This window comes from Actinoplanes sp. NPDC051513 (assembly GCF_044454685.1).
Taxonomy (GTDB): Bacteria; Actinomycetota; Actinomycetes; order Mycobacteriales; family Micromonosporaceae; genus Actinoplanes.
The window spans coordinates 26,586-51,180 of sequence record NZ_JBITDW010000037.1; the positions used below are offsets into that span (position 1 = coordinate 26,586).

A 24,595-nucleotide genomic window follows, 5' to 3' on the forward strand; every position below is an offset into this window, starting at 1 on the left:
GTTAATTTTTGGTGAAAAAGGTCACCCTGCTGCCGGTCGCCCGGCAAACGGTCAGCCGGCCGCCAGTGCGCCGTCCGAGCTGAAGACCAGGCCGACGCTGATCGTGGCCTGCTTGAGGGCCGTCTTGGTCAGCGGGCCGCCCGCGTCCAGGCTGGAGAACTTGCCGGCCTGGAAGTTGTAGACGTCGACGAGGCCCTGCTGGCACTTGGGCCGCTGCGGGCACTCGGCCGGGCCGCCGAGCACGGTCGCCGCGCCGGAGCACTTGGCGGCCAGGTCGGACAGCGTCTTGACGCCGTACTTGTCGGAGAAGGCGGTCGTGGTCGCGAACGCGTTCTGGTCTTGCGCCTCGGAGGCCTTGCCGAAGACCAGGCCGACCTTCTCGCCGAGGGCCGTCAGGTTGGTCACCGTGGTGGCCAGGTCGGACGAGGACGGGTCCTTGCCGGTCTTGTCGACCTTGCCCTGCAGGAAGGTCGCGAGGGTGGCCGCGTACTCGGGGACGACCGAGATCTCGCCCTTCTCCAGCGCCGGCTCGTACAGCTCGCGGTTGCCGATCTGCTGGACCTTGACCTTGAAGCCGGCCGCGGTCAGGACCTGGCCGTAGATCTCGCCGAGGGTAGCGCTCTCGCTGAAGTTCGCCGCGCCGACGGTGACGTTGCCGGAGCCCTTCTCGAGGCCCGCGGTGATGTTGTTGGTGGTGATGAACTCGGCGGCCGCGTCCTTGGAGGACTTGCGGTCGATGTCGACCGCCTTGTTCAGCGCGATCAGCTTGGTCGTGTCGAGCGCCGCGGACACCTTGTCCAGACCGGCGATCAGCTGCGGCGAGGACGCCTTCTTGTTGATCGCGGGGATCACGTTGTCGGTGTTCTGCAGGTGCTTGTCGTCGGTGAGGACGACCAGGTCGTTGCCCGCGACCGGGGCGCAGCCCTGGCCGGTGGCCGACGAGGGAGGTGCCTCCGTGCCGGAGGAGCCGGCGCTGCCACAGCCGGCGAGAGTGACGATGGCCGCTGTGGCACTGGCGGCCATCAGGAGCAGGTGTCGACGCATACTGCCGCCTTCTGTGTCCCGGCGCGACCGTGTGGCCGTGCCGCGTGTCCGACGGGCAGCCGAAGTGCGATTGCCCGTATGTATGCAGTGCCTAGGTCTACCCGCTGGGTATGACAACTTCCGCGAAAGATGCTGGTCCGTTACCCGGTCGTAGCCGCCCGGGGGACCCGGCGGCGGCGCACCGAACGCAGCGGACGGGGCGTGACCAGGCGTTCCAGGCCCGCGAACAGGGCCTCGGCAAGAAGTGCGAGGAGCACCACAGCTATGCCGCCGGCCACAATCTGCGCGCCGCCGACGCTGATGCCCAGTCCGAATCCGGCCGTGATGATCGTTCCGAGGCCGCCGCCGTTCACAAACGTTGCGAGCGTGGCGGTCGCCACCACCTGCACCACCGCGGTACGCAGGCCGCCCGCGATGTACGGGACCGCGAGCGGCAGCTCGACCCGCCGCAACAACTGCCCGCCGGAGAGCCCCATCCCGATCGCCGCGTCCTTGGTCTCGGCGTCGACCGATCGCAGCCCCGTGTACGCGTTGGCCAGCAGCGGCGGCACCGCGAAGACGGCCAGCGCCAGGATCACCGGGAGCTTGCCGAAGCCGATCGGGGTGAGCGGCAGGATCGTGAGCAGGGCCAGCGTGGGCAGCGCCCGGGTGAGATTGGCCACGGTGACCACGGCGCCGCCGCCCCGGCCGCGGTGGCCGAGCCAGATGCCCAGCGGCAGCCCGACCACGCAGCCGAGCAGCACCGCCCAGAACGTGATGATCAGGTGCTCCTGAAGGCGGTCGAGCAGGCCGCCCGGGTTGGTCCAGTTGAGCGGGTCGTTGAGCCAGACGATCCCGTCGCGGAAGTAGCTCATGCGAGGCGCCTCCGGCTCCACGGTGTCAGCACGCGGCCGAGCCCGATCAGGGCGAGGTCGAGCACCAGTGCCAGCCCGACGCAGAGCACCGTGCCGGTCATGATCTCGGCCTTGTAGAAGTTGTTCCAGAAGCCGCCCATGATCAGATCGCCGAGGCCGCCCTGCCCGATGATCGCGCCGATCGTGACCAACGCCACGGTCGAGACCGTGGCCAGCCGCAGGCCGGTCACGATGCCCGGCAGCGCAAGCGGCAGCTCGACGTGCCAGAGCCGCCCGAATCGCCCGTATCCCATGCCGGACGCGGCGTCCTTGACGTCGGCCGACACCTGGGTCAGACCGGTCAAGGCGTTACGAACCACCAGCAGCAGGGCGTAGAGCACGAGCGCGATCAATACCGTCACCCGGCTGGTCGCGCCGAGCAGCGGGGCCAGCAGCGCGAGCAGCGCCAGCGACGGAATCGTGTAGAGCACGCCGGAGAGTGCGAGAATCGGGCCGGTCAACGGTCTGATCCAGTACGCGAGGACGGCGAGCGGCACGGCGACCAGCAGCGCGATCACCACGGTCTCCAGGGTGATCCCGATGTGGAAGCCGAGCTTGGTCATGATGGTGTCCGCGTTGTCCTGGACGTATTGCCAGGAGAACCACGGATTCCCGGGCCCGTCACCGGCGGGTGCGGCCAGCGGCGGGGGCGCCGGCGCCCGCAACAGGAAGGACATACGTGGACGCTACCGCGATCAACGGATCCGGGCCTGCCCGGAGCGCGGCCTCGATCACGCTGGAGGACATCGGCAAGACGTACCCGGACGGGACGGTCGCCGTCGGCGATTTCAGCCTCGAGGTCCGCGCCGGCGAGCTCACCGTGCTGATCGGGCCGTCGGGCTGCGGAAAGTCCACCATCCTCCGCATGATCAACCGGCTGGTCGAGCCGACGCACGGGCGGATCCTCATCGACGGCGACGACATCCTCAAGCGGAATCCTGTCGAGCTGCGCCGGCACATCGGCTACGTGATCCAGAACGTCGGGCTCTTCCCGCATCAGAACATCCGCACCAACATCGGCACGGTCCCCCGACTGCTCGGCTGGGACAAGGCGAAGATCAACTCTCGCGCCGACGAGCTGCTCGACCTGGTCGGTCTCGATCCTTCCCGGTACGCCAAGCGCTATCCGCACGAGCTCTCCGGCGGCCAGCGGCAGCGCGTCGGGGTGGCCCGGGCGCTCGCCGCGGACCCACTGGTGCTGCTGATGGACGAGCCGTTCTCGGCGGTCGACCCGATCGCCCGCGGCCGGCTCCAGGAGGAGTTCCTGCGGCTGCAGGCCACGGTGCGCAAGACGATCGTGCTGGTCACCCACGACATCGACGAGGCGGTGCGGCTCGGCGACCGGATCGCGGTGCTGGCCGAGGGCGGCCGGCTGCTCCAGTACGCACCGCCGGCCGAGCTGCTCAGCAAGCCGGACTCGACGGCGGTCAGCGACTTCGTGGGGGCCGACCGCGGGATCCGGCGGCTGGCCGTGACCCCGCTCAAGCAGGCGATGAGCCCGGCCGGTTCGGGGGCCGCGGCGGGCGGCCGGCCGACCGTGGACGCCGGCGGCACGCTCTACGACGCGCTGGCGGCCATGCTCGCGGTGGACGCGGCCGAGGTGACGGTCGTCGAGGGCGAGCAGGTGGTGGGCGTCATCACCCGTACGTCGATCTTTGAAGTGCCCGAAGCGGAAGCGAAGGTCTGAGCGCACGGGCCGGGGGTTTCACCACCCGGCCCGCACTCACCGCGTGGGGATCAACTTCTCGTGCCGCGGTAACCGCCGAGCGTGGCCAGGCCGACGATCCAGCCGATGAACAGGCCGTAGGTGGCGCCGCTGCCGGCCGACTGGAACGCGCCGAGCAGTGACGGGTTCTTGAGGAACAGGGTCGTGAGCAGCGCCGCGAAGGCGCCCGCAAAGATGTACGACGCCCAGCCCGCGAAGAACTGGCTGATCGTGCCGCGGGCCCGGGCCAGCTGCGAGCCGGGCAGCATGTACAGGAAAAGCGCGGTGAGAACGACCAGCAGGATCGCCCGCAGGTCGCCCACGATGATCTCGCGCAGCGAGTCGTTGGAGTTGAACGACCAGCGCGGCCAGGAGAGCAGCCGCAGCCACCACCCGCCGGCGGTGTTCGGGTTGGTGTTGTCGGATACCCAGTCCACGTACCACGTGCTGCCGAAGACGAGGACCAGTATGAGTGCGGCCAGAGTGCCCGCACCGATCGCAGATTTGAACCGGTTGCCGAGAGCCATGCGCCGATAATTCCCAGCGCGAATGGCTTTTCAAACGACCGCGGTAAATACCGCTATTCGTGCTTCTGCAGGTAGTCGATGAAGGCCGCGCGCAGCAGCGGCTCCGACTCGCCGTAGCCGTGCTCCTGGTAACCGCCGCGGCCCCGGAACTCGCGCCAGAGCGCGACGTACTCGTCGATGATCGGGCCGATCGAGTTGGGCGCGCCGTCGAGCTCACCGACGTCGTCGGAGTCGGGCAGGTGCTTGCTGACGGTCCAGAAGAACTTGATGTCGTGGTGCTTGCGCGCCAGGGCGAAGGCGCGCTCGCGCAGCTCCTCGGTCGTCAAGGCGTCCAGCTCGGCGAAGCTCGGAGTGGTCATGACGGCAAGCATAGGACCGCCGGGATCTGCCCCGACCGGCAGGACAGACCGTCGCTACCGGCCGGATCCCCAGGGTCCCTCGTCCCAGCGGTCGGTGCGGGCCGAGGTGGTCGTCGCCGGGTTCCAGCTCTCCAGGTCGGGCGTCCAGTTCGTGACGCCGGTCGTGGGGGCCGCGTTCCAGTCCTCTCCGCTGCCCGGCGAGAGCGGGCGCCCGTAGGTCTCGACCAGCCGGGTCACGATCAGGCCGCCGCCGAAGACGCAGGCCGCGGTCGCGAACAGGGCGATGTCCATGCCCTTGCGGGTCGACCAGTCGAGGAAGAGGGTGAGCGCCGCGACCGCGAAGAGCGTGCCGAAGATGCCGCCGCGCCGGCCGTACGCGCTGGTGCCGGCGAGCATGGCCAGGCCGAGGGCGATGCCGCTCCACTCGAGGCCGGTGCCCGGGGCGATCGCGGTCACCGACTGGGCGGCCATCAGGATGCCGGCGGCAACCGCGAACAGCGAGGACAGCACCAGCGAGAGGATCACGGGGGCGGCGACCACCGCGCCGCGGCGGCGGGCCGGGTCGCCCTGCGGGCGCATGCCGCCCAGCCAGCGGCGCACCGGCGTGACCGTGCCGAGCGCGCCGCCTAGGACGGCCAGCAACGCGAAGCCGCCGAAGAGGAAGAACGCCTGGTCGGTGGGGTCGTAGTTGCCCTGCACGACGACCGGGTCGACGCGCAGCTGGTCGTAGACGATCACACCGAGCGCGGCCGCGAGCGTTGCCGCCCAGCCGGGCACGTGCAGCACGAGGATGAGCAGGCCGACGACGATCGCGCCGGCCGCCGCGATGATCAGCGCCGGAACCGCGGCCTTGAGCAGGCCCTGGTCGCCCTGCTCGGCGTAGTGCAGGGAGGCGGCCAGGGCGATCGGGCCGAGCGCGAGGTTGGGCACGCCGGCCCGCAGGGTCAGCCCGCCGCCGAGCGTGAGCAGTCCGATCGCGGCGCCGGTCACCAGCAGGTTGTCGAGCGAGGGGCGCTTGAGACTGGAGGGGTCGAGCCGCCAGAGCAGGAAGCCGAAGGCCGCCGCCGCCAGCAGCAGCACGACCTCCCACCCGAGGTGGATGCCGAGCCGGTCGCGCCCGTCGTCGTCGCGGCGCAGCAGGTCGGGCGAGGTGTCGGCGGCCGCCGCCTCGGCGGCCAGTTCCTCGCGGCGACGCTGCTCGGCCGCGGCCAGGGTGTTCGCTCGGTAGGCGGCCGGATCGGTCGGCTGTTCATCAGTCCGACTGAAGGTCGTCTCGTCGTACGCCATCCTCGCGCCTCCTCGTTGCTCGCGCCCCGAAGCATACGGATAGTGGTCGGTCTCAGTTCAAGGCCGAAATAGTGGCGGATCGACGACGGCCGGTAGCGCCCGGTTATCGATGCTTGCCGCTGGCAAGGATCGGCGGCCCCGAAATCAGCGCCGGCCGCTGGGGCGGTCGGAGTCGTCCTCGTCCTTGGCGTCGGGTTTTTCGGGGATGCGGCACGCGCGCTCGAGCCAGAGCGCGGCCCCGACCAGGGCCAGCGCGGAGACCAAGCCACCCACCGCGGTCGGCAGGTCGTCGTGCGCCGCCTGGGTGGGCTCCATCGCGAGCCAGGCCAGCAGGCCCGCCGAGAACCCGGCCGAGATCGCCCCGACCAGCGACGACGCCTTGGCCAGCGCGACGTAGCGGGCGACCGCGAGCGGGTCGACCGGCAGCGTGCCCGGCTTGCGCTGGATGCGGGCGCTCGTGTTCTGCGCGAGCAGGCCCTCGGCGATCGCGAGCACGAGCAGCACGATGATCGGGGACCACGGCAGGTCGGGCAGCGACGAGTAGGAGAAGCTGAGCAGCAGCCAGCCGAGGGCGGCCGCGGTCAGGCCGGCGACGATCAGCACCGAGATGCTCGTCGGCCGCATCGACGGGTCCGACTTGGGCGCCTGGGGGTTGCTGCTCACAACCTCGACTCTAACGGCAGATCCGGGCGCGGGGTCATTCCGGCGAGGTCGTCGGCGAGGGCGGGATCGTTGAGCAGGTCGGTCAGCCAGCCGTGGCCGGGCAATTGCCCGTACGGCTGAATGTCGATCCACGGCCGCAACACGAACGCCCGCAGATGGGCGCGGGGGTGCGGGAGCGTGAGCTCCGGATCGTCGCTGATCACCGGCTGGTCGTCGGCATCCCAGACCGCGATCACGTCCACGTCGAGCGTGCGCGGGCCGAACCGGCGCTCCGGGTCGCGCACCCGGCCGGCCGCCGTCTCGCACGCCCGCGCCCGCTCCAGCCAGTTGTGCGGGGCGGCCTTGGGGTCGACCGCGAGCACCACGGCGTTCAGGTACGCGGGCTGGTCGGTGTCGCCCCACGGCGGGGTCTCGTAGACGCCGGACGCCACGGCCACGCTCTCGCCCAGCGCGCGGACCGCCTGCTGGAGGTGGCGGTAGCGGTCGCCCAGGTTGCTGCCGATCGACAGCACGGCCCGGGTCACGACCGGCCCCGGCGCAGGGTGACGGCCACATCGGCGAACTCGTGCGGGATGGGCGCCTGCGGCTTGTGGACGGTGACCTCCGCGGTCGCCACCCGGTCGTCGGCCAGGCAGACGCCGAGCAGCCGGTCGGCGAGCGTCTCGATCAGGTTGACCGGATCCCCCGCGATCACCGCGACCAGCTTCCCGGCGAGCTCGCCGTAGTGCACGGTGTCGGTGACGTCATCGGTGGCCGCGGCCTTGGACAGGTCGAGCTCGAGCACGACGTCGACCACGAAGTCCTGTCCCTGTTCCCGCTCGAAGTCGAAGACGCCGTGGAACCCGCGTGCCTTGAGCCCGCTGAGCGTGATTGTTCCGTTCATGTGCCTCACCTCCTACTCAGCCGCGGCGAGCCGGAGGCTCGCCAGACGGCGAGGGCGTCGACGGTGCCGCGGACGTCGTGGACGCGTACGCCCCAGGCGCCGGCCGCCACCGCCAGGACCGAGGTCGCGAGCGTGGCGGCCTCACGCTGGTCGACCGGGCGCGGGTGGCCCTCGGCGTCGGCGAGCAGCCGGCCGAGGTAGGTCTTTCTGCTCGCCGCGAACAGCACCGGGTAGCCGAGGTCGACGAAGACGTCGAGATGCCGGGTCAGCTGCCAGTTGTGCTCGGCGTTCTTGGCGAAGCCCAGGCCCGGGTCGAGAATGATCTGTCGCGGGTCGACGCCGGCACTGACCGCGTCGTCCACCCGCTCGAGCAGCTCGGCGCGCACCTCGGCGACCACATCGTGGTACACGGCGAGTTTGTTCATGTCGCGGGAGTGCCCGCGCCAGTGCATGAGGATCCACGGGCAGCCGGCATCCCGGGCCACCCCGGCCATCGCCCGGTCGGCCAGGCCGCCGGAGACGTCGTTGATCACCGTGGCGCCGGCCGCGACCGCGGCGGCCGCGACCGCGGCCCGGGTGGTGTCGATGCTGATCGGTACGCCGGCGGCGGCCAGCCCCCTGATCACCGGCACGACCCGGGCCACCTCGGTCTCGGCGTCCACCCGCTCGGCGCCGGGCCTGGTCGACTCGCCCCCGATGTCCACGATGTCCGCGCCGGCGCGGTGCAGCGCCATGCCATGTTCCATCGCGGCGTCCACGTCGGTGTACCGGCCGCCGTCCGAGAAGGAGTCCGGCGTGACGTTGACTATCCCCATCACGACCGGGTGATCTCGGCGGGTCGTTTCCCCGCCCGTGAGCTGCGCATCCATTGCCTGACTCGTCACGGAACGAGGGTAGGACGGGCGGGTTGTGGCACGTATGTACGATGTCTGGTGACTCATTTTCACGCATGCGCTTACCTTGCGTAACGAATGGGCCGCTTGAAGCCAAGAAAGACGCGCCGTACTCTTCGGATCTGGGCATCATGAAGGAACCGAAGAGAGCAGACGAGCATGGCAGTGCCCGAACAGCTCACTCGACGCGGTGAGCTGGAAGTAGCACGATATGGGCGTCGCCGTGCGGCTTCACAACTGCGACGTGTCCGGACCCCCCTAACCGGACGCGGGGAGGTTTACCAATGATCGCCACCGAGCTCGCCACGCATGTCGTGGCAGCTGTCCAGCAGGGAATGCTGGCCGCACCCGAACCCAAGGGCATCGACACCCAGGGCATCGTCAAGTTCTTCGCGAGCAACATCGCACCGATCCTCCTGGCGGTGCTCGGCGTGATCTTCATCGGACGCGCCAGTCGCGGTGAGATCTCGAAGGTGCTGACCAGCTCCGCCATCGCGATCGTGGGCCTGGCCTTCATCGCGGGCGCGGCGACACTGTTCTTCGTCGGCGACTACCTCATCAACCTGATCTTCAACTGAGATGCGGCTTCGTACCGACGACGACATCTACCGGGCGCGCTTGGTCTATCTGGGTCCGCCCGGCTACACGCTGCCCATCCACCTGCCGTACGCGCAGTACGGCATGTTCGTCGCGCTGGTCCCCCTGTTCATGCTCGGGCACTACCTGATCACGTTCGACTTCGACGTGTTCCCGGCGTGGGAGATCGCCCTCGCCATGGTCACCACGTCGTACGTGTTCCGGCACGTCGACCCCGATCGGCCGGCCCGGGTCGTCATCCGCACCGCGCTCACCGATTGGCGTCGTACGCGCGAGCCGGCCGTGGAACAACGCGATCCGAGACTTGTCGCCACTCGCATCCGGGTTCGGGAGGAGTTGGTATGACCAGTTTTGCCGCACGCTCCCTCGGGGTTGGCGCATGACCGGATCCCTACCGCACGGGCAGCCCCGCGCGGACGCGAACACGCCGGGCAGACAGAGTAACGGTATGCGTTCGGACCACTACTCTGCGCCCGATTCGGCGGAAACGAACCCGGAAGAGCTCGTCGCCGCGCCGGGGCACGGCGCGGTCGGGGTCTTCCAGGCGCCGCAGCCGGTCCGGCCGCGCGGCGGCGCCGTCGACACCACGCTCGACATCGACTCGCCGTTCCTCGACCTCTTCGGCGGGACGCCGGTGTCGGTGACTCCGGCCGTCGAGCCTTCGCCTTCGGGCTCACCCGAGTCCGAACCCGACTTCGATTTCGGGTTCGATTTCGACTCGCCGGGAGCGCCGTCGCCCAAGGCGCTGCCGCCGGCGTCGGCGCCGCCGGTCTCCGCGCCGCCGGTCTCCGCGCCGCCGGTCTCCGCGCCGCCGGTCTCCGCGCCGCCGGTCTCCGCGCCGCCGGTCTCCGCGCCGCCCGCCTCCGCGGCGCCGGCCGCAGCTGCGCCTATATCTGTGCCGCCGCCTGTTTCCGCCCCCGGCGCGTCGCCGACCGGCAACGGGTCCGCCGGGGCCTGGGGCGTGCCCGAGTCGATCCCGTCGTTCAGCCGGGCGCCGGTGGGACCCCAGGCCGACTTCTATCAGGAGAACGGCGGCGGGTCCGACGAACAGTGGCCCAACTTCGACGACTGGCCGGCGACCCCGCCGGTTGCCGTGGCGCCTCCGGAGACTCCGACTCCCCTCTGGCAGACCGTCGGCTCCCGGCCCGCTCCTGCCCCGGCGGCGGCCGTGCAGCCGTACGCGCCGCCCGCGCAGACCGCGCCCGATACCGCTCTACCCGTACCCTCTCCGGCGAAACCGCCCGCGAAGCGCAAGGAAAAGTCCCCGGCCCGGCGAAAGAAGGAGGCGGATAACCTTCCCGCCCTTCCTTCGAAGAAGGACGTCAAGGCCGCGCAGCTGCGCCCGCACAAGCTCAAGTTCAACGACCGCGACCCGGCCATGGAACTCGCGATCAGCGAGATCGCCGGACACCTGACCTTCACCCAGAGCACCGTCACGGCCTGGTACGCCCTGCCCGAGGTGCGCTGGGCGTTCCGGCCCGACGCCGAGCGTGAGGCGCTGCTGTCGGCGATCTCCGAGCAGTACGCGGGCCTCGCCGGTTTCCGCCTGCACCTGCGGCGCACCAACCGGCCGTTCCCGGCCGACGAGTGGGCTCGCACGGTCGACTCGTTCACCGCGAAGCCGCTGCCCGACGTCCGCGGCGCGACCTCGTGGTCCGACCACCTCGTCGCCGCGCAACGCCACCTGCTCTCGGTCAACCACGCCGAGGGGCAGACCTACCTCGGCGTCACCTTCGCCCGGCGCTCCCTCGGCGACACCTTCGCCGAGCGGATCATGCGGGTCTTCGGCAAGGGCACCACGGACGGCGAGCGGCGCAAGCTCGGCCGCACCGTCGAGCAGTTCGACGAGGTCCTCAACGCGTTCGGCATGCGCGGCCGCCGGGTCGTCCCCGCCGAGCTGGAATGGCTGATGTACCGGTCGGTGGCGCTGTGCATGGCGCCGCCCGCCCTGCTCTCGCCGATCACCAACGGGCAGTGGGAGACCGGCGACCTCCTCGCGCTCACCGAGCAGGTCGAGCGCTACCGCACGCCGTACGGATCCACGGTCAAGCTGGTCAACCGGATGACCGGCGAGGAGCGGCACGTCGCCGTCCTCTCCGTCGGCCGGATGGAGCCGCTCGAGATCCCCGAGAAGCACGAGCCCTGGCTGCATTTCCACGAGCGTCTCCCGTGGCCGATGGAGCTGTCCTCGCGCATCGACATCCTCGGCTCCAACAGCTCGTTCAAGAACCTCGAGCACCGGCTCCGCATGATCCGCTCGCAGCAGCTCGACTACGCCGAGCACGGCATCGACGCCCCGCCCGAGCTCGAGCGCCTCGCCAAGCGCGCGCTGGTGATCGGCGACGAGATGACCACCGGACTGCCCGTCGAATCGGCCCGCGCGCACGGCTGGCACCGGATCGCGGTCGGCGGCGCCACCCGCGAGGAGTGCCTCGAGCGGGCCCGCCGGCTCATCCAGCTGTACTCGCGCGAGCTGCGGATCTCGCTGCAGCACCCGAAGAACCAGGACCAGCTGGCCCGCGAGTTCATCCCCGGCGAGCCGATCGCCAACACCGGCTACGTCCGGCGCATGCCGGTCAAGCTGCTGGCGGCGGCGCTGCCGCAGGCGGCATCGAACGTCGGCGACCGTCGTGGCGACCTGATCGGGCGTACGTCGGGCACCTGCCGTCGCCCGGTCTTCCTCGACCTGCATTTCCCGATGGAGGTGCGGGAGCGCTCCGGCCTCGGGGTGTTCGTGGCCGAGCCCGGCGGTGGAAAGTCGACGCTGATGGGCGCGCTGGGCTACCTGAACGCCCGTCGCGGCGTCCAGGTGACCCTGCTCGACCCGTCCGGCCCCCTTGCCCGGCTGTGCCAGATGCCCGAGCTCCGGCCGTACTCGCGGGTGTTGAACTTGACCGGATCGGAACAGGGAACCTTGGCGCCGTATGCGCTGATCCCGACGCCGGTGCGCTCCGAGTTCCCGACCGGGCCCGGAGGCGACCGGGAGTTCGAGATCGCCGTCTCGAACGCCCGCGCCGAGCGCCGCATGCTGGTGCAGGACATCTGCTCCATGCTGGTGCCGCCGCAGGTCGCCAAGGAGGCATCGACGGCGACCCTGCTCCGGCACGCCGTCCGGCGGGTGCCCGCCGAGGAGTCGTCCACGCTCGACGACGTGGTCCGCACCCTGCAGGGCCTCGACCACGACGGCCAGGAACTCGCCAACCTCCTGCTCGACACGGCCGAGATGCCGCTGGCGCTGCTGTTCTTCGGCTCCCCGCCGCAGCACCTGCTCGGCGCCGACGCGGCGCTCACCGTGATCACCATGGCCGGCCTGCGCCTCCCCGACCTGAAGATCGAGCGGGAGTACTGGTCGGCCGAAGAATCGCTCGCGCTGCCGATGCTGCACACCGCCCACCGGCTCGCGGTGCGGCGCTGCTACGGCGGCTCGATGTCCTCCCGCAAGATGGTCGGCCTCGACGAGGCACACTTCATGGAGGGCTGGCGCTCCGGCCGCTCGTTCCTGGTGCGGCTCGCCCGCGACTCCCGGAAGTGGAACCTCGCGGCGCTGGTGGCGTCGCAGAACCCGCGCGACATCCTCGGGCTCGACGTGCAAAACCTGGTCTCCACAGTCTTCGTGGGCCGCATCGCGGAGGACCAGGAGATCGCGTCGGAGGCGCTACGGCTGCTGCGGGTGCCGGTCCACGACGGGTACGAGGCGACGCTGGCCTCGCTGTCCCAGGTCGACACTTCGTCGACGAACCGGCTCGGCTTCCGCGAGTTCGTGATGCGCGACGTGGACGGACGCGTCCAGAAGGTGCGTGTGGACGTGTCGTACGTTGAGGGCCTGCTGGAGCACCTGGACACCACACCTGCGGCGGCGCCGCCTGCGGCGATTCCGATGTCTGCGTCAGACATGGAGGACTGAGAAATGGTGCGGCGGGCGGTGGCGCTGGCCATGACGATGTTCGTCACGGTTGTGGCGTCGATCGTTTGGGCGGTGGCGGCGCCGGCACCTGCGGGGGCTGCGGTGGGTGGCGGGGTGCTGAAGGCGCCAGGCGGCGCGTGCAGCACCGAGGAGTGGCAGGTCGACTTCAAGGCTTGCGTCAGCCGACTGGCTGACGTCAGCGCGGGCCGAGCTCAGTGTCTCCTGCCCCCCACACCTAGCACACCGGACTCCGGGCTCGCAGGTTGGTTTGCCGAACGTCCAGCTTCGGCTGACGGGCTTGGATACGACGGCCTTTATAGCAAGTACGGCTACGCTGGCTACAGCTACACCACATACGATCTCGACAGCGGATGCGCATCAACGCTGATAGATCCTGACTATAAATTCGAAACAACTGTCGCCAATGGCGAATTCATGATCGCTACTGCGATCATTGGCGCGTCGAATGCGCTACGTGAACGGGCGTGGGATCCGCAAACACTATGGGGTTGGGCCGATCCACTGGTAGATCAAGCCACCAAGGCTGTCTACCAGAAAGTCTTCAGCGTTTTTGGCGTCATCACCCTGGCCATCGTCGGCTTGTACCTTCTCTGGCGATCGCGGCAAGCCGACATGGGCGCAGCGACGACGACTGCAGGTTGGGCCATTCTTGTCATGGTCGCTGTGACAGCGATCGCCGCATGGCCGGTGCGATCTGCCAACTTGGCGGACCAGACCCTCATCACGAGCCTCGGCGTTGTCCACGATGCCGTCGGCCCCCGCGCCCACGACACTCCGCCGGGTCAGTGCGACGACCCGACACCTGGCGCATGCGACGACAACCGGCCTCCGGCGGTTCGGGCGAGCGACACGGCTACCGAAACGATTCTCTACCGGAATTTCCTTCGTGGGCTCCTTGGCTCGGCCGACAGTGAAACCGCCAAGAAATACGGCCTAGCTCTCTACGACGCGAAGTCGATTTCGTGGCAGGAAGCCGAAAAACTCCGGGCCAACCCGCAGACACGGGACGCCTTGATCAAGCAGAAGAACACCCAGTGGGAGAAGGTCGCCGAGCAGATCAAGCAAGAAGACCCTGAAGCGTATCAGTACTTGCAGGGTGTAAACGGCATGGATCGCATCGGTGCGGGCTTCATATCTGTTCTCGCGTCAATCATGTTCGCAATGTTTGATCTGACTGCGTCGGTCCTCGTACTGCTCGGATTCTTGATCTTCCGCTGGGCGGTAATCGCCGCTCCGATCCTGGGCACTGTGGGTCTACTTCGCCCGGCGAGCGCGGGAATTCGGCGACTGGGCAACGCAGTCGTCGCCGCCATTTTCAACATCGCGATCTTCGGCACTGGCGCGGCGGTCTACCTGTTCGCAGTTGACCTGATCATGAATACGCCGAGCCTGCCCGGCTGGCTGCAGGTCGTGCTTGTGTGGCTTTGTGGTGTGGTCGGATGGCTGCTGCTGCGGCCGTATCGGCGGATCACGCAGCTGGGCGGCAAGGACGGCACTCGGGCGATCGCTTCGGCCGGGCAGTGGCACCGGCGGTTCTTCCGGGACATGCGGGAGGCGGCCAAGCTTGACGTCGCCGAGGGCGGCGGTACTCGCGAGCCGACGATGGGCAAGAACGGCCGGACCGTCTACGCCGACCAGGGCAACCTTCGGCCCGAGGCACGCCTCGAGGACCCGGCCCACTCGGCGACGAGCCGCGCCGAGCTCGAGCCGGCCAGGAGCGGAGGCCGCGAGGTCGTCCCGTCACATACCCGCCCGGACGGCAACGAGTCGGTGCATGACCATCCGCCCGCACCGACGGGCGACAAGCCGCGCCGCGACCCCGCCGGGCCTGCCCGACCGCGCCGGGCCACGACATGGACCGAGCCGGACGTGACCGAGCAACCTGCCTCGTACGCCATCTATCGGCCCGAGACCGGGAACACGACCCGGGAGCCCGCCACGCCGCGGGTGCGCTCCGAGGCCAAGTGATCGCATGCCCCGAATCCTCGAACTCGGCCTCAACCGGATCTTCCGCTCCCGTATCGGCGTCGCGATCGTCATCGTGGCGCTCGTGGGGGCGGTGGTCGGGATCGGCCGAGTCTTCTCGAACGGCGATGACGGGCGGCCGTCCCTCGGGGCGGTCTCACCGGCCCCGGCGATCAGCATCGACCCGAAGGACGACGACAGCGTCATCGACTCGGGCCCGCCGCCGAGCCCGTCCACGCTTCCTGGGCGGGCCCAGCCCGAGGAGGTCGCCTACGCCTTCGCGTCGGCCTGGTGCAACCACACCAAAGTCACTCCGAAGACGTGGCGTGATCGGCTCCTGCCCAACTCCACCAAGAACCTCGCCGACGAGCTCAACGGCGTCGATCCGGTCGGCGTCCCCGCCGATCGGGTGATCGGCCGGCCGGCGCTCGTGCCGGTGAGCGAGACCGTCGTGACCGCGGTTGTCACCATGGACTCCGGCAAGCTCAAACTGCGCCTGGTCGCGCCCGACGGGCACTGGCTCGTCGACGGCATCGACTGGGACGGGTCATGAGTGTCCCGCGCCCTCGCCGGATCGTCCTCCTGGTCGCCCTCGTCGTGACGCTCGTCCTGCTGTGCTGCGGCGGAAGCATCACCGCCGTGCTGCTCGGCGGGCTCACCGACGGTGAGAACAACAAGCTCAATGCGGCGCTCGGCTGCGGCAAGGGCGGGCCGGTCGACCCCGACTCGAAGCTGCCCCGGGTCCGGCAGTACGGCGCCGCGCAGATCCGAAATGCCGCTGTCATCATCAATGTCGGATCCGATCTGAAGATGCCGCCCCGAGCCTGGGTCATCGCGGTCGCTACCGCGATGCAGGAGTCCCGGCTCACCAACCTCGGCAACCTCGGATCCAAGAACGACCACGACTCGCTCGGGCTGTTCCAGCAGCGACCGAGCTCCGGCTGGGGCACTCCGGCGCAGATCACGGACCCGGTCTACGCGAGCACGAAGTTCTACGAGAAGCTCAAGACGGTCGGGGGCTGGGAGAACATGCCGCTCACCGAGGCGGCCCAGCGGGTGCAGATCAGCGCGTATCCGGATGCGTACGCGAAGCACGAGCCGGTCGCTACCCAGATCGTGAACGAGCTCGCTGACGGGGCGGCCGGGGCGGTGGGCAACTCGATCAGCATGGTCTGTGCCTCGGGCGGGCAGATCGCGGCGTCCGGCTGGACCAACCCGGTCAAGGCGGCCGTCGGCTCCGGCTTCCGCACCGCGGATCGACCTACCCACCAGGGCGTCGACCTGATCGTCGGGCGGTACACGCCGATCGCGGCGGCGGCCAGCGGCATCGTCTCGAAGGTGAAGTGCGACGAGGACCACAACGGCCGGCAGACCTGCAATGTCGACGGCTACCCCGGTAAGGGTGGCTGCGGCTGGATGGTGGAGATCCAGAGCGCCGGCGACGTCATGACCAGGTACTGCCACATGGTGCAGCGCCCGTTCGTGAAGGAGGGCCAGGAGGTCACGGCCGGTGAAATCATCGGCCGGGTCGGCACCAGCGGCAATTCATCCGGACCACACCTTCATTTCGAGGTACACCTGAACAATGATCGGTCGAGCGCCGGGGCGATCGATCCCGTGCCGTTCATGCGGCAGCAAGGCGCCCCGCTAGGAGGTGAGGGATGACCGGAGGAGCCGTGCCAGATCCGTTCGCGGCACATCCCGACTGGGCGCTGGACCCGCCACGGTCGATCGTTCCCACGCCCGCGAACATGAGCGGGCAGCTGCGCGGGCGGCGAGTGATCGTCGGCCTGCCCGGCCACGGCTGGCGGGCCGACCTGCGTGCCGACGAGAAGGTCGTGCAAGGTAGCCGCACCTACGTGCCGGTCATGGTCGAGTCCGAGTGGTATCGGGCGGAGGCCGAGCAGACCGAGGTCTTCGCGCCGCTGGTGCCGATCGAGCGGGTCTGGGTCGAAGAGTTCGGGATAGCCGGGTTCTCGACGGATCAGGGCCTCACGGCCCGGCTCGTGTCGCTGGACGAGCCGCCGCGAAAGGTACCGACCGCCGCGCTCGATGCAGGCATCATCACCGGCCGGCGGGTCGTCGAGCTTCTGGAGGACGGTAGCGAGCGCCGAGACCTGCGGGCCGTGACGGAGCTGCACACCAACGACGTCGGTGACATCTGCGCGCGCGTGGCCGGCGAGCTCGATTGGTATCGCTGGGCCTGGAGCGGAAAAGCTCCGAAGACCCTCGAGGTTCCTGTCCACCTGCTGTGGGTGGAATAGGGGGCTAGCCGACCTTGGTTCCGGCGCAGAGTCGCCAGCTATCACTCTCGTCGATTGCGCGGAATCGCCAGTCTTCGTTTCGACTGCTACTGATTTGGCCATTCGCGGAGCCCGAGATCGTCAGCTGCGTGGTCACGTCCTCTTGCCCGGGGCCAACGGCGTGGCGGTTTAAAGCTCCCCAACTGACTGACACCGTCACGTTGAACTGCTTCTCGCGTGCGACAAGCTGATCGCGAAGGGCACTGATCTCAGCAAGATCTGGGTTCTTGCACGTGAACAGTTGGGCAGCCTTGTCGTCGCGGTTCACGAGATAGGCGATGAGGAAGCTGTCGGTGACCACATCAGGCTCGCTGCGATCGATTTTTGTGGCCTCGTCGTAGAGGGAGACCACGACGCCGGCTACGCCGAGGCAGAGCAGGGCCATGACGCCGCCGACCATGGCCAGGATCAGGCGTGTGCGGCGGTTGGGGGTCTTTCGGCCGGGGCGCACCGCGGGCGTGAGTGGCACCGCCGGCGGGGGCGGGGGCGCTGCTCCGGTCACGGGCTCCTGCGGCTGCACACATACGACAGTAGTGCCTCCCGGCACCCAGACCGTGCCACACCACCCAAGGCCGTGAATGCCGCGGCACGGAACCCGCTGGCCCCCGGGAGCACGATGCCGGGCCCGGTCTGGGATAAGTTTTATCCGCACACAGGAGGTGAGGGCGGTGGCGGATTCAGCTTTGCGGGTCCAGCAGGCTGCTGCCCTGCATCGGCAGGCGGGCGCCGTGGTCGAGGCCGCCGCCGTCGCGCTGGAGGCCGAGGCGCGGCCGGTCGCCGACCCGTTGGAGCAGCACTCGATCGCTGAGCAACTGCGGGCCGCTGCGGGCCTGCTTGCGCCGGGCTGGCTGGGCTCCCCGTTGGACGCGCAGTCCGCCAACACGCCGCTGGGCGGCGTCTACCCGCCTCAGTTCGTCCGCCTGGGTGTCGCTCAGCCGCTCGATGACGCCCGCTTTCCGGTGATTGTGCCGCTGCTCGGCACCGGGCATCTCACGGTCGATGCCAACGCCACCGACTCCCGTGTCTTCGGCCTTCTGCGTTGTCTGCTGGTGCGCCTGCTGGCCGCCGCGCCCGCCGGCTCGTTGCTGGTGCGGGCCGTCGACGGGGTCGGCGGCGGCGCCGTCTTCGCCCCGTTCGCCGATCTGTACGACGCGGGGCTCATGTCGCCGCCCGTCACCGATCGGCAGGGGCTGCTCGACGTGCTCGCCGAGGCCGACAAGTGGCTGCGGCCGGGGCGGGGCGCCGCGCCGCGGCGGAGTCGTCGGGACCGCATGATGCTGGTCGTCATCGCGGGCCTGCCGCACCTGACCGAGGGTGAGGAACTGCGGCGCATCGCGGCGCTCGCCCAGCAGGGTCCCGACTCCGGCCTGCACCTGATCGTGGCCGGCTGGCCGCCCCCGCCGCTGACCGCCGAGACCTCTCAGGCGCCGCTGCCGCGCACCACCACGGTGTCGGTCCGCGATCCCTATGTGGTGGTCGGCGATCCGCCCGGCGCCACGTACGGCTCGATACCCGATGCCCGCTGGCTGAACGCCCCGGTCTACTTCGACGACGACCCGCCGCCGCACCTGGTCGACCAGATCTGCCGTGAGCTGGCCGCGCACTCGTCCGCCGCCTCCCAGGTGGGCCTGGCCGATCTGCTGCCCGAGCCGGGCGAAGAGTTGTGGGGCGGCGACGCGGCCGAGGGCCTGAGCACCGTGGTGGGCCACGACGGCGACACCCCGCTGGTGCTGCGCTTCAACGACCTCACCCCGCACTGGCTGGTGGGTGGCCGTTCCGGCGCCGGCAAGACGGCGTACCTGATCAACGTGCTTTATGGCCTCGGCGCCCGGTACAGCCCGGACGAGATGGCGCTCTACCTGCTCGACTTCAAGGAGGGCGTGTCGTTCGCCGAGTTCGTGCCGACCCGGCGCGACCGCACCTGGCTGCCGCACGCCCGCGCCGTGGGTGTCGAGTCCGACCGCGAGTACGGCCTGGCGGTGCTGCGCGAGCTGGACGCCGAGATGACCCGGCGCTCGGTGGCGTACAAGAACGCCGGCGTGACCCGCTTCGCCGACCTGCGGCAGGTGGCGGCCGAGGAGGGGCAGCGTCGCCCGATGCCGCGGATCCTCTGTGTCATCGACGAGTTCCAGGTGCTGCTGGCCGGCAACGACCCGATCGCCACCGAGGCGGTCGGCCTGCTCGAGTCGCTGGCCCGCAAGGGCCGCTCGTACGGCATCCACCTGATCCTGGCGAGCCAGACGGTCCTCGGCGTCGAGGCGCTCTACGCCAAGCGTGACTCGATCTTCGGCCAGTTCCCGGTCCGGATCGCCCTGCCGGGCGGCGGCGACGTGCTGGAACCGACCAACGACTCGGCGGCGGGTCTGCCGCTGGGCACCGCTGTGGTGAACACGGCGGGCGGCCTGGGCGGCCCGCGCGGCGCCACCCGCGGGCACGAGCGGGTGGTCCGCTTCCCCGACCCGCACGCCGACCGCGAGGTGCTGAGCGCGTTGCGGCACAAGCTGTGGGGCGCCCGCGACCCCGAGGCGATCCCGCCGCGCATCTTCGCGGGCTACGCGCACCAGCATCTGGCCGACGACCCGACGTACCGGGCCGCGATGGCCGGCCGCGCCGGCCGACCGGCCGCGCTGGTGGGCCGGGTGATCGACGTGAGCCTCTCCACGGCCGCGTTCCCGCTCGACGCGTCCCCCGGCCGGCATCTGGCGATCTTCGGCTCGTCCGCGACCGGCTCCGAGGTGCTCGACGCGGCGGCCCGTGGCGTGGCCGCGTTCCATCAGCCGCGCACCACCCGCTTCGTCATCTCGTCGCTGGTGGCCGAGGGCGACCGGCTCGCCGAGGCGCTGGCCGAGGAGATCGGCCACCGGCAGGAGGTCACGCTGGTCGACGCCGCCGGGCTGGCCACGGCGATGGACCTGGAGCGCCCGGGCTATCTGGTGGTGTTCGGCATGGACGCGGCGAGTCCCGGCAGCCTGCCCGGCCTGCGCCGCCTGCTGCGCGAGGGGCCGGGCCGAGGCGTGCACCTGCTGTCCTGGTGGCGGGGCACGCGCCGGTTCACCGACGAGACGGGCGGCAGCGCCGGCCGGGAGGACGTGGCGGGTCTGCTCTTCCTCAACAGCCCGCAGTCCGATGTGGCGTTGATGCTGGGCCGCCCGGTCGACTGGCACCCAAGGCCCAACCGGGCGCTCCTGCACGACCGCCACGCCGACCGCACCGTCACGATCGTCCCGTTCCTGAAGCCCGAAAGCGACGAGCTATGACGGCGATGACAAAGCCCGAGAGCGACGAGCCATGACCGACCAGCAGGAGCAGGAGACGACCGGCGGCATTCCGGCGCAGGCGACCCAGCAGGCGACCCAGCCGGCGCCCGGCCCGTGGGCCGACTATCTGGCCGCAGCCCAGCGCCTCGACGCCGTCCGCCGCGCCGCGAGCGCCGCGGCGAGCGAGCAACAAGCGACGGCCACGGCCGCGCACAAAGAGTTCGCCGACGTACGCGCCCGGCTGGCTCCCCAGCACGCACGGCTGGTGCGCGACTTCGGCGTACCCGAAATAGAGCTCACCCCGCGCCCGGCGGAACTGGAATCCGCGTCGCTGGCGATGGCCGGCGGGCCCACCGCCGTGCTCGCGGCGCTGCAGCAGGCCCGGCGCACCGCCGACACCGCGGACGCCACCCTCCTCGACACCGCGAAGGCCAGCCCGTTGCGCCCCTGGGCCCGCAACCTGCTGATCTACGGCCCGTTCGCCGCCGCGGTGCTGATCGTGCAGATCGTGCTGTACCTGGTCGCGCCGCAGGGCTCGGTGCCGACGTATGCGCTGCTCTGCGGCCTGAGCATGCCGGTGCTGGCGTTCGGCCTCGGCTGGGCGACGATCGGCTTCGTCTACGGCGGCGGAGGGGTCAAGGTCGACCGCACCCCGATCCTCGGCGCGGTCGTCTGCCTCACTCCGGTTCTGCTGACCTGCATGGGCGTCGGCCTGCTGGCGTTCTTCCGTTGACCGCCCGAACGAGCCGGTAAAGGGAGCTGCGATGGCGAGCGTCGAAGAGGTCAAGGCGCACGTGTCCGCGTCGGTGGACGGCGCGGGCCGGGCGGTGAGCGGCATCCAGCAGGTCACCGACCAGCTGGAAGACTCGCTGGCGCTGCTGCGGATGACCGCGGTGGGATCGTTCCACCCATCGGTGGCGTCGGCGATCGCGCAGCTCGAGCAGGCCCGCATGCGGCTCGACGAGGCCGCCCAGCTGACCCGGGCCGCGATGGACGCGGCCGACACGTTCCGCACGGTGATCTAACCGGGAAGCGCCGCTGTCAGGTCGACCTCGATCAGCTGGCCGCGGTAGCCGAGCGAAGCCACCCCGAGCAGGGTGCTGGCGGTGGTGAAGGCCGGCGCGAGCGGCGAGGCGTTGAGCCGCTGCCACACTCCGGCGAGAACAGCGCTGTCGGGGCTGACCACGTAGATGATCGAGCGAACGACGTCGGACGGGCCGGCGCCGGCCGCCGCCAGCACCGCGAGGCAGTTGGCGATCACCTGGTCGGTCTGCGCGTCGAAGTCGCCCGGCTCGCCGACCACCTTGCCGTCCAGGTTGAGCGGGCACTGCCCGGCCAAGTGGGCGAGCCGCCCGGCGGACGTGATGGTGACGTGGCTGTAGCCCGCCGGATCATGCACGGTCGGTGGGTTGAACTTTTCGATCACGTCGCCAGTATCGCGGCGCCCGCCACCGATTATCGGGCGTTGATCAGCGCCATCGCCTCGGCGCGCACCTTGCCGTCGGTCTGGAAGGCCCCGCGCACCGCGCTGGTCACCGTGCGGGCCCCCACCTTGCGGATGCCTCGCATCTCCATGCAGAGGTGCTCGCACTCGAGCACCACGATCACCCCGCGCGCCTCCAGCCTTTCGAGCAGGAGGTCGGCTATCTGCGAGGTGAGCCGCTCCTGCACCTGGGGCCGGCGGGCGTAGACCTCGACGAGCCGGGCCAGCTTGGAGAGGCCGGTGATCCGGCCGTGCGTTCCCGGGATGTACCCGACGTGCGCGACGCCCTTGAACGGCAGGAGGTGATGCTCGCACATGCTCATCACCTCGATGTCGCGGACGAGCACAAACTCCTCGTGGTCGGCCTCGAACGTGGTGGTGAGGACCTTCGCCGGGTCGACCCGCAGGCCGGCGAAGAGCTCGGCGTACGCGCGGGCGACCCGGGCGGGAGTCCGCACGAGGCCGTCCCGGTCCGGGTCCTCACCGATCGCGATGAGGATCTCCCGGACCGCTTTCTCTATGCGGGCCAGGTCGACGGCCTGCTCCACCGGCGCACCGGTGAGCTTGCCGTCGACCAGGCGCGCGGCGAGATAGTCGAGATCGCCGTCGTCGCTGATCAGTTACTGCCTTCCACGAGGCCGTTCGGGTTCGAGCCGACCGCGAACTGACCGTCCGCCTCGGCCTGAGCCTTCAGCTTCTCCCGCTCGGCGGGGGTGAGCACCGGCGGCGCCTCCGACGGCAGGCGCTTGCCGAAGCCGTTGAACGGCGACATCGGCGGGCGCTTGGCGACCCGCTCGCAGATCCGGTCCATGTCCTCGCGGGTGATGGTTTCCTTCTCCATCAGCTCGAGGACCATGTTGTCGAGGACGTCGCGGTACTCGACCAGGATCTCCCACGCCTCGTCGTGCGCGAGCTCGATCAGCGCGCGCACCTCGGAGTCGATGTCGGCGGCGACCGAGTCGGAGTAGTCCCGCTCGTGGCCCATGTTGCGGCCCATGAACGGCTCGTCCCCGCTGGTGCCGTACTTGACGGCGCCGAGCTTCGAGCTCATGCCGTACTGGGTGACCATGGCACGGGCCAGGCCGGATGCCTTCTCGATGTCGTTGCCGGCGCCCGTGGTGGGCTCGTGGAAGACGAGCTCCTCGGCGGCCCGGCCACCCAGCGCGTACGCCAGCGTGTCGATCATCTCGGCGCGGGTCTGGGTGTACTTGTCTTCGGTCGGCAGCACCAGCGTGTGACCCAGCGAGCGGCCACGCGGCAGGATCGTCACCTTGTGCACCGGCGCGGAGTGCGGCAGCGCGTACGCCACCAGGGCGTGCCCGCCCTCGTGGTAGGCGGTGATCTTCTTCTCGTTGTCGCTCATCGCCCGGGTGCGGCGCTCGGGGCCCGCGATGACCCGGTCGATCGACTCCTCGAGGAAGTAGTTCGAGATCGCCCGCTTCTCGTTACGCGCGGTGAGAAGAGCGGCCTCGTTGATCACGTTGGCCAGGTCGGCGCCCGAGAAGCCGGGCGTGCGGCGGGCCACCGCGTCGAGGTCGACGTCGGGCGTGAACGGCTTGCCCTTGGCGTGCACCCGCAGGATCGCCTTGCGGCCCTCCATGTCGGGGTTGTCCACCGGGATCTGCCGGTCGAAGCGGCCCGGGCGCAGCAGCGCCGGGTCGAGGATGTCGGGCCGGTTGGTGGCCGCGATCAGAATGACGCCGCCCTTGGTGTCGAAGCCGTCCATCTCGACGAGCAACTGGTTGAGCGTCTGCTCGCGCTCGTCGTGGCCGCCGCCCATGCCGGCGCCGCGGTGCCGGCCGACCGCGTCGATCTCGTCGACGAAGACGATCGCCGGCGCGTTCGACTTGGCCTGCTCGAACAGGTCGCGGACGCGGCTCGCGCCGACACCCACGAACATCTCGACGAAGTCGGAGCCGGAGATCGAGTAGAACGGGACACCGGCCTCGCCGGCGACCGCGCGGGCTAGCAGCGTCTTACCGGTTCCGGGCGGGCCGAACAGCAGCACGCCCTTCGGGATCTTGGCGCCGAGAGCCTGGTACTTCGCCGGGTTCTGCAGGAAGTCCTTGATCTCGTACAGCTCCTGGACCGCCTCGTCGGCGCCCGCCACGTCGGCGAACGTCGTCTTCGGCGTGTCCTTGGTGATCATCTTCGCCTTGGACTTGCCGAAGTTGAGCACCCGGGAGCCGCCACCCTGCATCTGCGACATGAACAGCAGCAGCAGGATCACCAGGATGGCGATCGGCAGCAGGTTGATCAGCAGGCTGAAGAGGATGTTGTCGCCGGAGACCTTGGTGTCGATCGTCCCGGTGATCCGGCCGGCGGTCTTGGCTTCCTGGACGTCCTGCCAGATCTCGCTCGTGACCTCGTACGGGTACTGAGTCTCGATCTTGTCGGTCGTCTTGCCATCGATCCGCTCAGGGGTCGCCAGGTCGATCTGGAGCGTCTGCTCCTTGTCCTTCTGGACGACGTCCTTGATGCCGGGCTGGTTAAGGCGCTCGAGCGCCACGGAAGTATCGACGCGCTGGTAGCTCGGACCACTGGTGAAGAACGAGCTCAGCGCAATAACGCCGATGATCACCAGAATGATCCAGACCACCGGGCGGCGGAAGAAACGCGTACGCTCCATGCTGTTGTCGGGCGGCGAGCGCCCCGACCCTCCTGATTGGCGTCCTGGTCACCTCAACGTCGCCGCACACCGGCGGCCCCTCCGGCGCTCTGTGACACTGCGGCCATCGGTCACTCGACGGTACACCGTACGTGCCGCCCGCGAACCCGTGAGCCCGCTGGCCGGACACCACCGCGCTCTCG

At 69.9% G+C, this 24,595-nt stretch carries 25 protein-coding genes; 11 read left to right on the plus strand and 14 right to left on the minus strand.

Annotated elements, in window-relative coordinates; genetic code table 11:
• Positions 1-51: 51 nt before the first annotated feature.
• From ACIA5D_RS48645 to ACIA5D_RS48655, 3 genes are all read right to left on the minus strand, one after another.
• Complete coding sequence (locus tag ACIA5D_RS48645) at positions 52-1,044, minus strand: glycine betaine ABC transporter substrate-binding protein (protein ID WP_396037542.1); 993 nt, start codon at positions 1,042-1,044, stop codon at positions 52-54.
• A gap of 140 nt (positions 1,045-1,184) precedes the next feature.
• Positions 1,185-1,898, minus strand: a complete 714-nt coding sequence (locus ACIA5D_RS48650; RefSeq protein WP_396037543.1) for an ABC transporter permease — start codon at positions 1,896-1,898, stop codon at positions 1,185-1,187.
• Positions 1,895-2,614, minus strand: a complete 720-nt coding sequence (locus ACIA5D_RS48655) for an ABC transporter permease (protein WP_396037544.1) — start codon at positions 2,612-2,614, stop codon at positions 1,895-1,897. The genes ACIA5D_RS48650 and ACIA5D_RS48655 overlap by 4 nt, the downstream gene beginning before the upstream one ends.
• Before the next feature lie 2 nt (positions 2,615-2,616).
• Between ACIA5D_RS48655 and ACIA5D_RS48660 the strand changes: the two genes are divergently transcribed.
• Positions 2,617-3,624 carry an ABC transporter ATP-binding protein gene (locus tag ACIA5D_RS48660; RefSeq protein WP_396037545.1) on the plus strand — a complete coding sequence of 336 codons (1,008 nt, stop codon included), beginning with the start codon at positions 2,617-2,619 and terminating at the stop codon, positions 3,622-3,624.
• A gap of 50 nt (positions 3,625-3,674) precedes the next feature.
• Here ACIA5D_RS48660 and ACIA5D_RS48665 read toward each other — a convergent pair whose 3' ends face one another.
• The 7 genes from ACIA5D_RS48665 to folP all read right to left on the minus strand — a co-directional run bounded on the left by ACIA5D_RS48665 (position 3,675) and on the right by folP (position 8,230).
• Complete coding sequence (locus ACIA5D_RS48665; RefSeq protein ID WP_396037546.1) at positions 3,675-4,169, minus strand: hypothetical protein; 495 nt, start codon at positions 4,167-4,169, stop codon at positions 3,675-3,677.
• Positions 4,170-4,222: 53 nt separating this feature from the next.
• Positions 4,223-4,528 carry a hypothetical protein gene (locus ACIA5D_RS48670; protein WP_396037547.1) on the minus strand — a complete coding sequence of 102 codons (306 nt, stop codon included), beginning with the start codon at positions 4,526-4,528 and terminating at the stop codon, positions 4,223-4,225.
• 54 nt (positions 4,529-4,582) lie between these two features.
• Positions 4,583-5,815 carry an ABC transporter permease gene (locus tag ACIA5D_RS48675; RefSeq protein ID WP_396037548.1) on the minus strand — a complete coding sequence of 411 codons (1,233 nt, stop codon included), beginning with the start codon at positions 5,813-5,815 and terminating at the stop codon, positions 4,583-4,585.
• 144 nt (positions 5,816-5,959) lie between these two features.
• Positions 5,960-6,439 (minus strand): DUF3180 domain-containing protein, encoded by a 480-nt coding sequence (locus tag ACIA5D_RS48680; RefSeq protein WP_396037594.1) that lies wholly within the window; start codon positions 6,437-6,439, stop codon positions 5,960-5,962.
• Between the two features lie 35 nt (positions 6,440-6,474).
• The gene (gene folK / locus ACIA5D_RS48685) at positions 6,475-7,002 is read right to left on the minus strand and encodes a 2-amino-4-hydroxy-6-hydroxymethyldihydropteridine diphosphokinase (RefSeq protein ID WP_396037549.1); all 528 of its coding nucleotides are present in this window, start codon (positions 7,000-7,002) and stop codon (positions 6,475-6,477) included.
• Positions 6,999-7,361, minus strand: coding sequence for a dihydroneopterin aldolase (gene folB, locus ACIA5D_RS48690; RefSeq protein WP_396037550.1), 363 nt, complete (start codon positions 7,359-7,361; stop codon positions 6,999-7,001). Before folB ends, folK begins: the two co-directional genes overlap by 4 nt.
• Positions 7,362-7,366: 5 nt before the next feature.
• Positions 7,367-8,230 carry a dihydropteroate synthase gene (gene folP / locus ACIA5D_RS48695; RefSeq protein WP_396037595.1) on the minus strand — a complete coding sequence of 288 codons (864 nt, stop codon included), beginning with the start codon at positions 8,228-8,230 and terminating at the stop codon, positions 7,367-7,369.
• A 308-nt stretch (positions 8,231-8,538) separates the two neighbouring features.
• Between folP and ACIA5D_RS48700 the strand changes: the two genes are divergently transcribed.
• The 7 genes from ACIA5D_RS48700 to ACIA5D_RS48730 all read left to right on the plus strand — a co-directional run bounded on the left by ACIA5D_RS48700 (position 8,539) and on the right by ACIA5D_RS48730 (position 17,005).
• The gene (locus ACIA5D_RS48700; RefSeq protein WP_396037551.1) at positions 8,539-8,832 is read left to right on the plus strand and encodes a hypothetical protein; all 294 of its coding nucleotides are present in this window, start codon (positions 8,539-8,541) and stop codon (positions 8,830-8,832) included.
• A 1-nt stretch (position 8,833) separates the two neighbouring features.
• Positions 8,834-9,196, plus strand: coding sequence for a hypothetical protein (locus tag ACIA5D_RS48705; protein ID WP_396037552.1), 363 nt, complete (start codon positions 8,834-8,836; stop codon positions 9,194-9,196).
• Between the two features lie 103 nt (positions 9,197-9,299).
• Entirely contained in the window at positions 9,300-12,755 is a 3,456-nt protein-coding gene (locus tag ACIA5D_RS48710) for an ATP-binding protein (RefSeq protein WP_396037553.1), read from the plus strand.
• Between the two features lie 3 nt (positions 12,756-12,758).
• The gene (locus tag ACIA5D_RS48715; RefSeq protein WP_396037554.1) at positions 12,759-14,744 is read left to right on the plus strand and encodes an MFS transporter; all 1,986 of its coding nucleotides are present in this window, start codon (positions 12,759-12,761) and stop codon (positions 14,742-14,744) included.
• Positions 14,745-14,748: 4 nt separating this feature from the next.
• Complete coding sequence (locus ACIA5D_RS48720) at positions 14,749-15,294, plus strand: hypothetical protein (protein WP_396037555.1); 546 nt, start codon at positions 14,749-14,751, stop codon at positions 15,292-15,294.
• Positions 15,291-16,406 carry a M23 family metallopeptidase gene (locus ACIA5D_RS48725; protein WP_396037556.1) on the plus strand — a complete coding sequence of 372 codons (1,116 nt, stop codon included), beginning with the start codon at positions 15,291-15,293 and terminating at the stop codon, positions 16,404-16,406. Before ACIA5D_RS48720 ends, ACIA5D_RS48725 begins: the two co-directional genes overlap by 4 nt.
• Entirely contained in the window at positions 16,403-17,005 is a 603-nt protein-coding gene (locus tag ACIA5D_RS48730; RefSeq protein ID WP_396037557.1) for a hypothetical protein, read from the plus strand. Before ACIA5D_RS48725 ends, ACIA5D_RS48730 begins: the two co-directional genes overlap by 4 nt.
• A gap of 4 nt (positions 17,006-17,009) precedes the next feature.
• Here the strand turns inward: ACIA5D_RS48730 and ACIA5D_RS48735 are convergent, their stop codons facing one another.
• Entirely contained in the window at positions 17,010-17,564 is a 555-nt protein-coding gene (locus tag ACIA5D_RS48735; RefSeq protein WP_396037558.1) for a hypothetical protein, read from the minus strand.
• A gap of 139 nt (positions 17,565-17,703) precedes the next feature.
• Between ACIA5D_RS48735 and ACIA5D_RS48740 the strand changes: the two genes are divergently transcribed.
• The 3 genes from ACIA5D_RS48740 to ACIA5D_RS48750 are packed head-to-tail and all read left to right on the plus strand — an operon-like array spanning position 17,704 to position 21,326.
• Entirely contained in the window at positions 17,704-20,301 is a 2,598-nt protein-coding gene (locus tag ACIA5D_RS48740; RefSeq protein WP_396037559.1) for an FtsK/SpoIIIE domain-containing protein, read from the plus strand.
• Positions 20,302-20,332: 31 nt separating this feature from the next.
• Positions 20,333-21,034 carry a hypothetical protein gene (locus tag ACIA5D_RS48745; RefSeq protein ID WP_396037560.1) on the plus strand — a complete coding sequence of 234 codons (702 nt, stop codon included), beginning with the start codon at positions 20,333-20,335 and terminating at the stop codon, positions 21,032-21,034.
• A gap of 31 nt (positions 21,035-21,065) precedes the next feature.
• Entirely contained in the window at positions 21,066-21,326 is a 261-nt protein-coding gene (locus ACIA5D_RS48750; RefSeq protein ID WP_396037561.1) for a hypothetical protein, read from the plus strand.
• Here the strand turns inward: ACIA5D_RS48750 and ACIA5D_RS48755 are convergent.
• From ACIA5D_RS48755 to ftsH, 3 genes are read right to left on the minus strand one after another with little or no spacing between them, the layout of a single operon-like run.
• A complete protein-coding gene (locus tag ACIA5D_RS48755; protein ID WP_396037562.1) occupies positions 21,323-21,727 on the minus strand; it encodes a RidA family protein in 405 nt (134 codons plus the stop codon). The genes ACIA5D_RS48750 and ACIA5D_RS48755 overlap by 4 nt on opposite strands.
• A gap of 29 nt (positions 21,728-21,756) precedes the next feature.
• On the minus strand, positions 21,757-22,404 hold the full coding sequence (folE, locus tag ACIA5D_RS48760; RefSeq protein WP_396037596.1) for a GTP cyclohydrolase I FolE: 648 nt from the start codon (positions 22,402-22,404) through the stop codon (positions 21,757-21,759).
• Entirely contained in the window at positions 22,401-24,413 is a 2,013-nt protein-coding gene (gene ftsH, locus ACIA5D_RS48765) for an ATP-dependent zinc metalloprotease FtsH (RefSeq protein WP_396037563.1), read from the minus strand. The genes folE and ftsH overlap by 4 nt, the downstream gene beginning before the upstream one ends.
• Between the last annotated feature and the right edge of the window lie 182 nt (positions 24,414-24,595).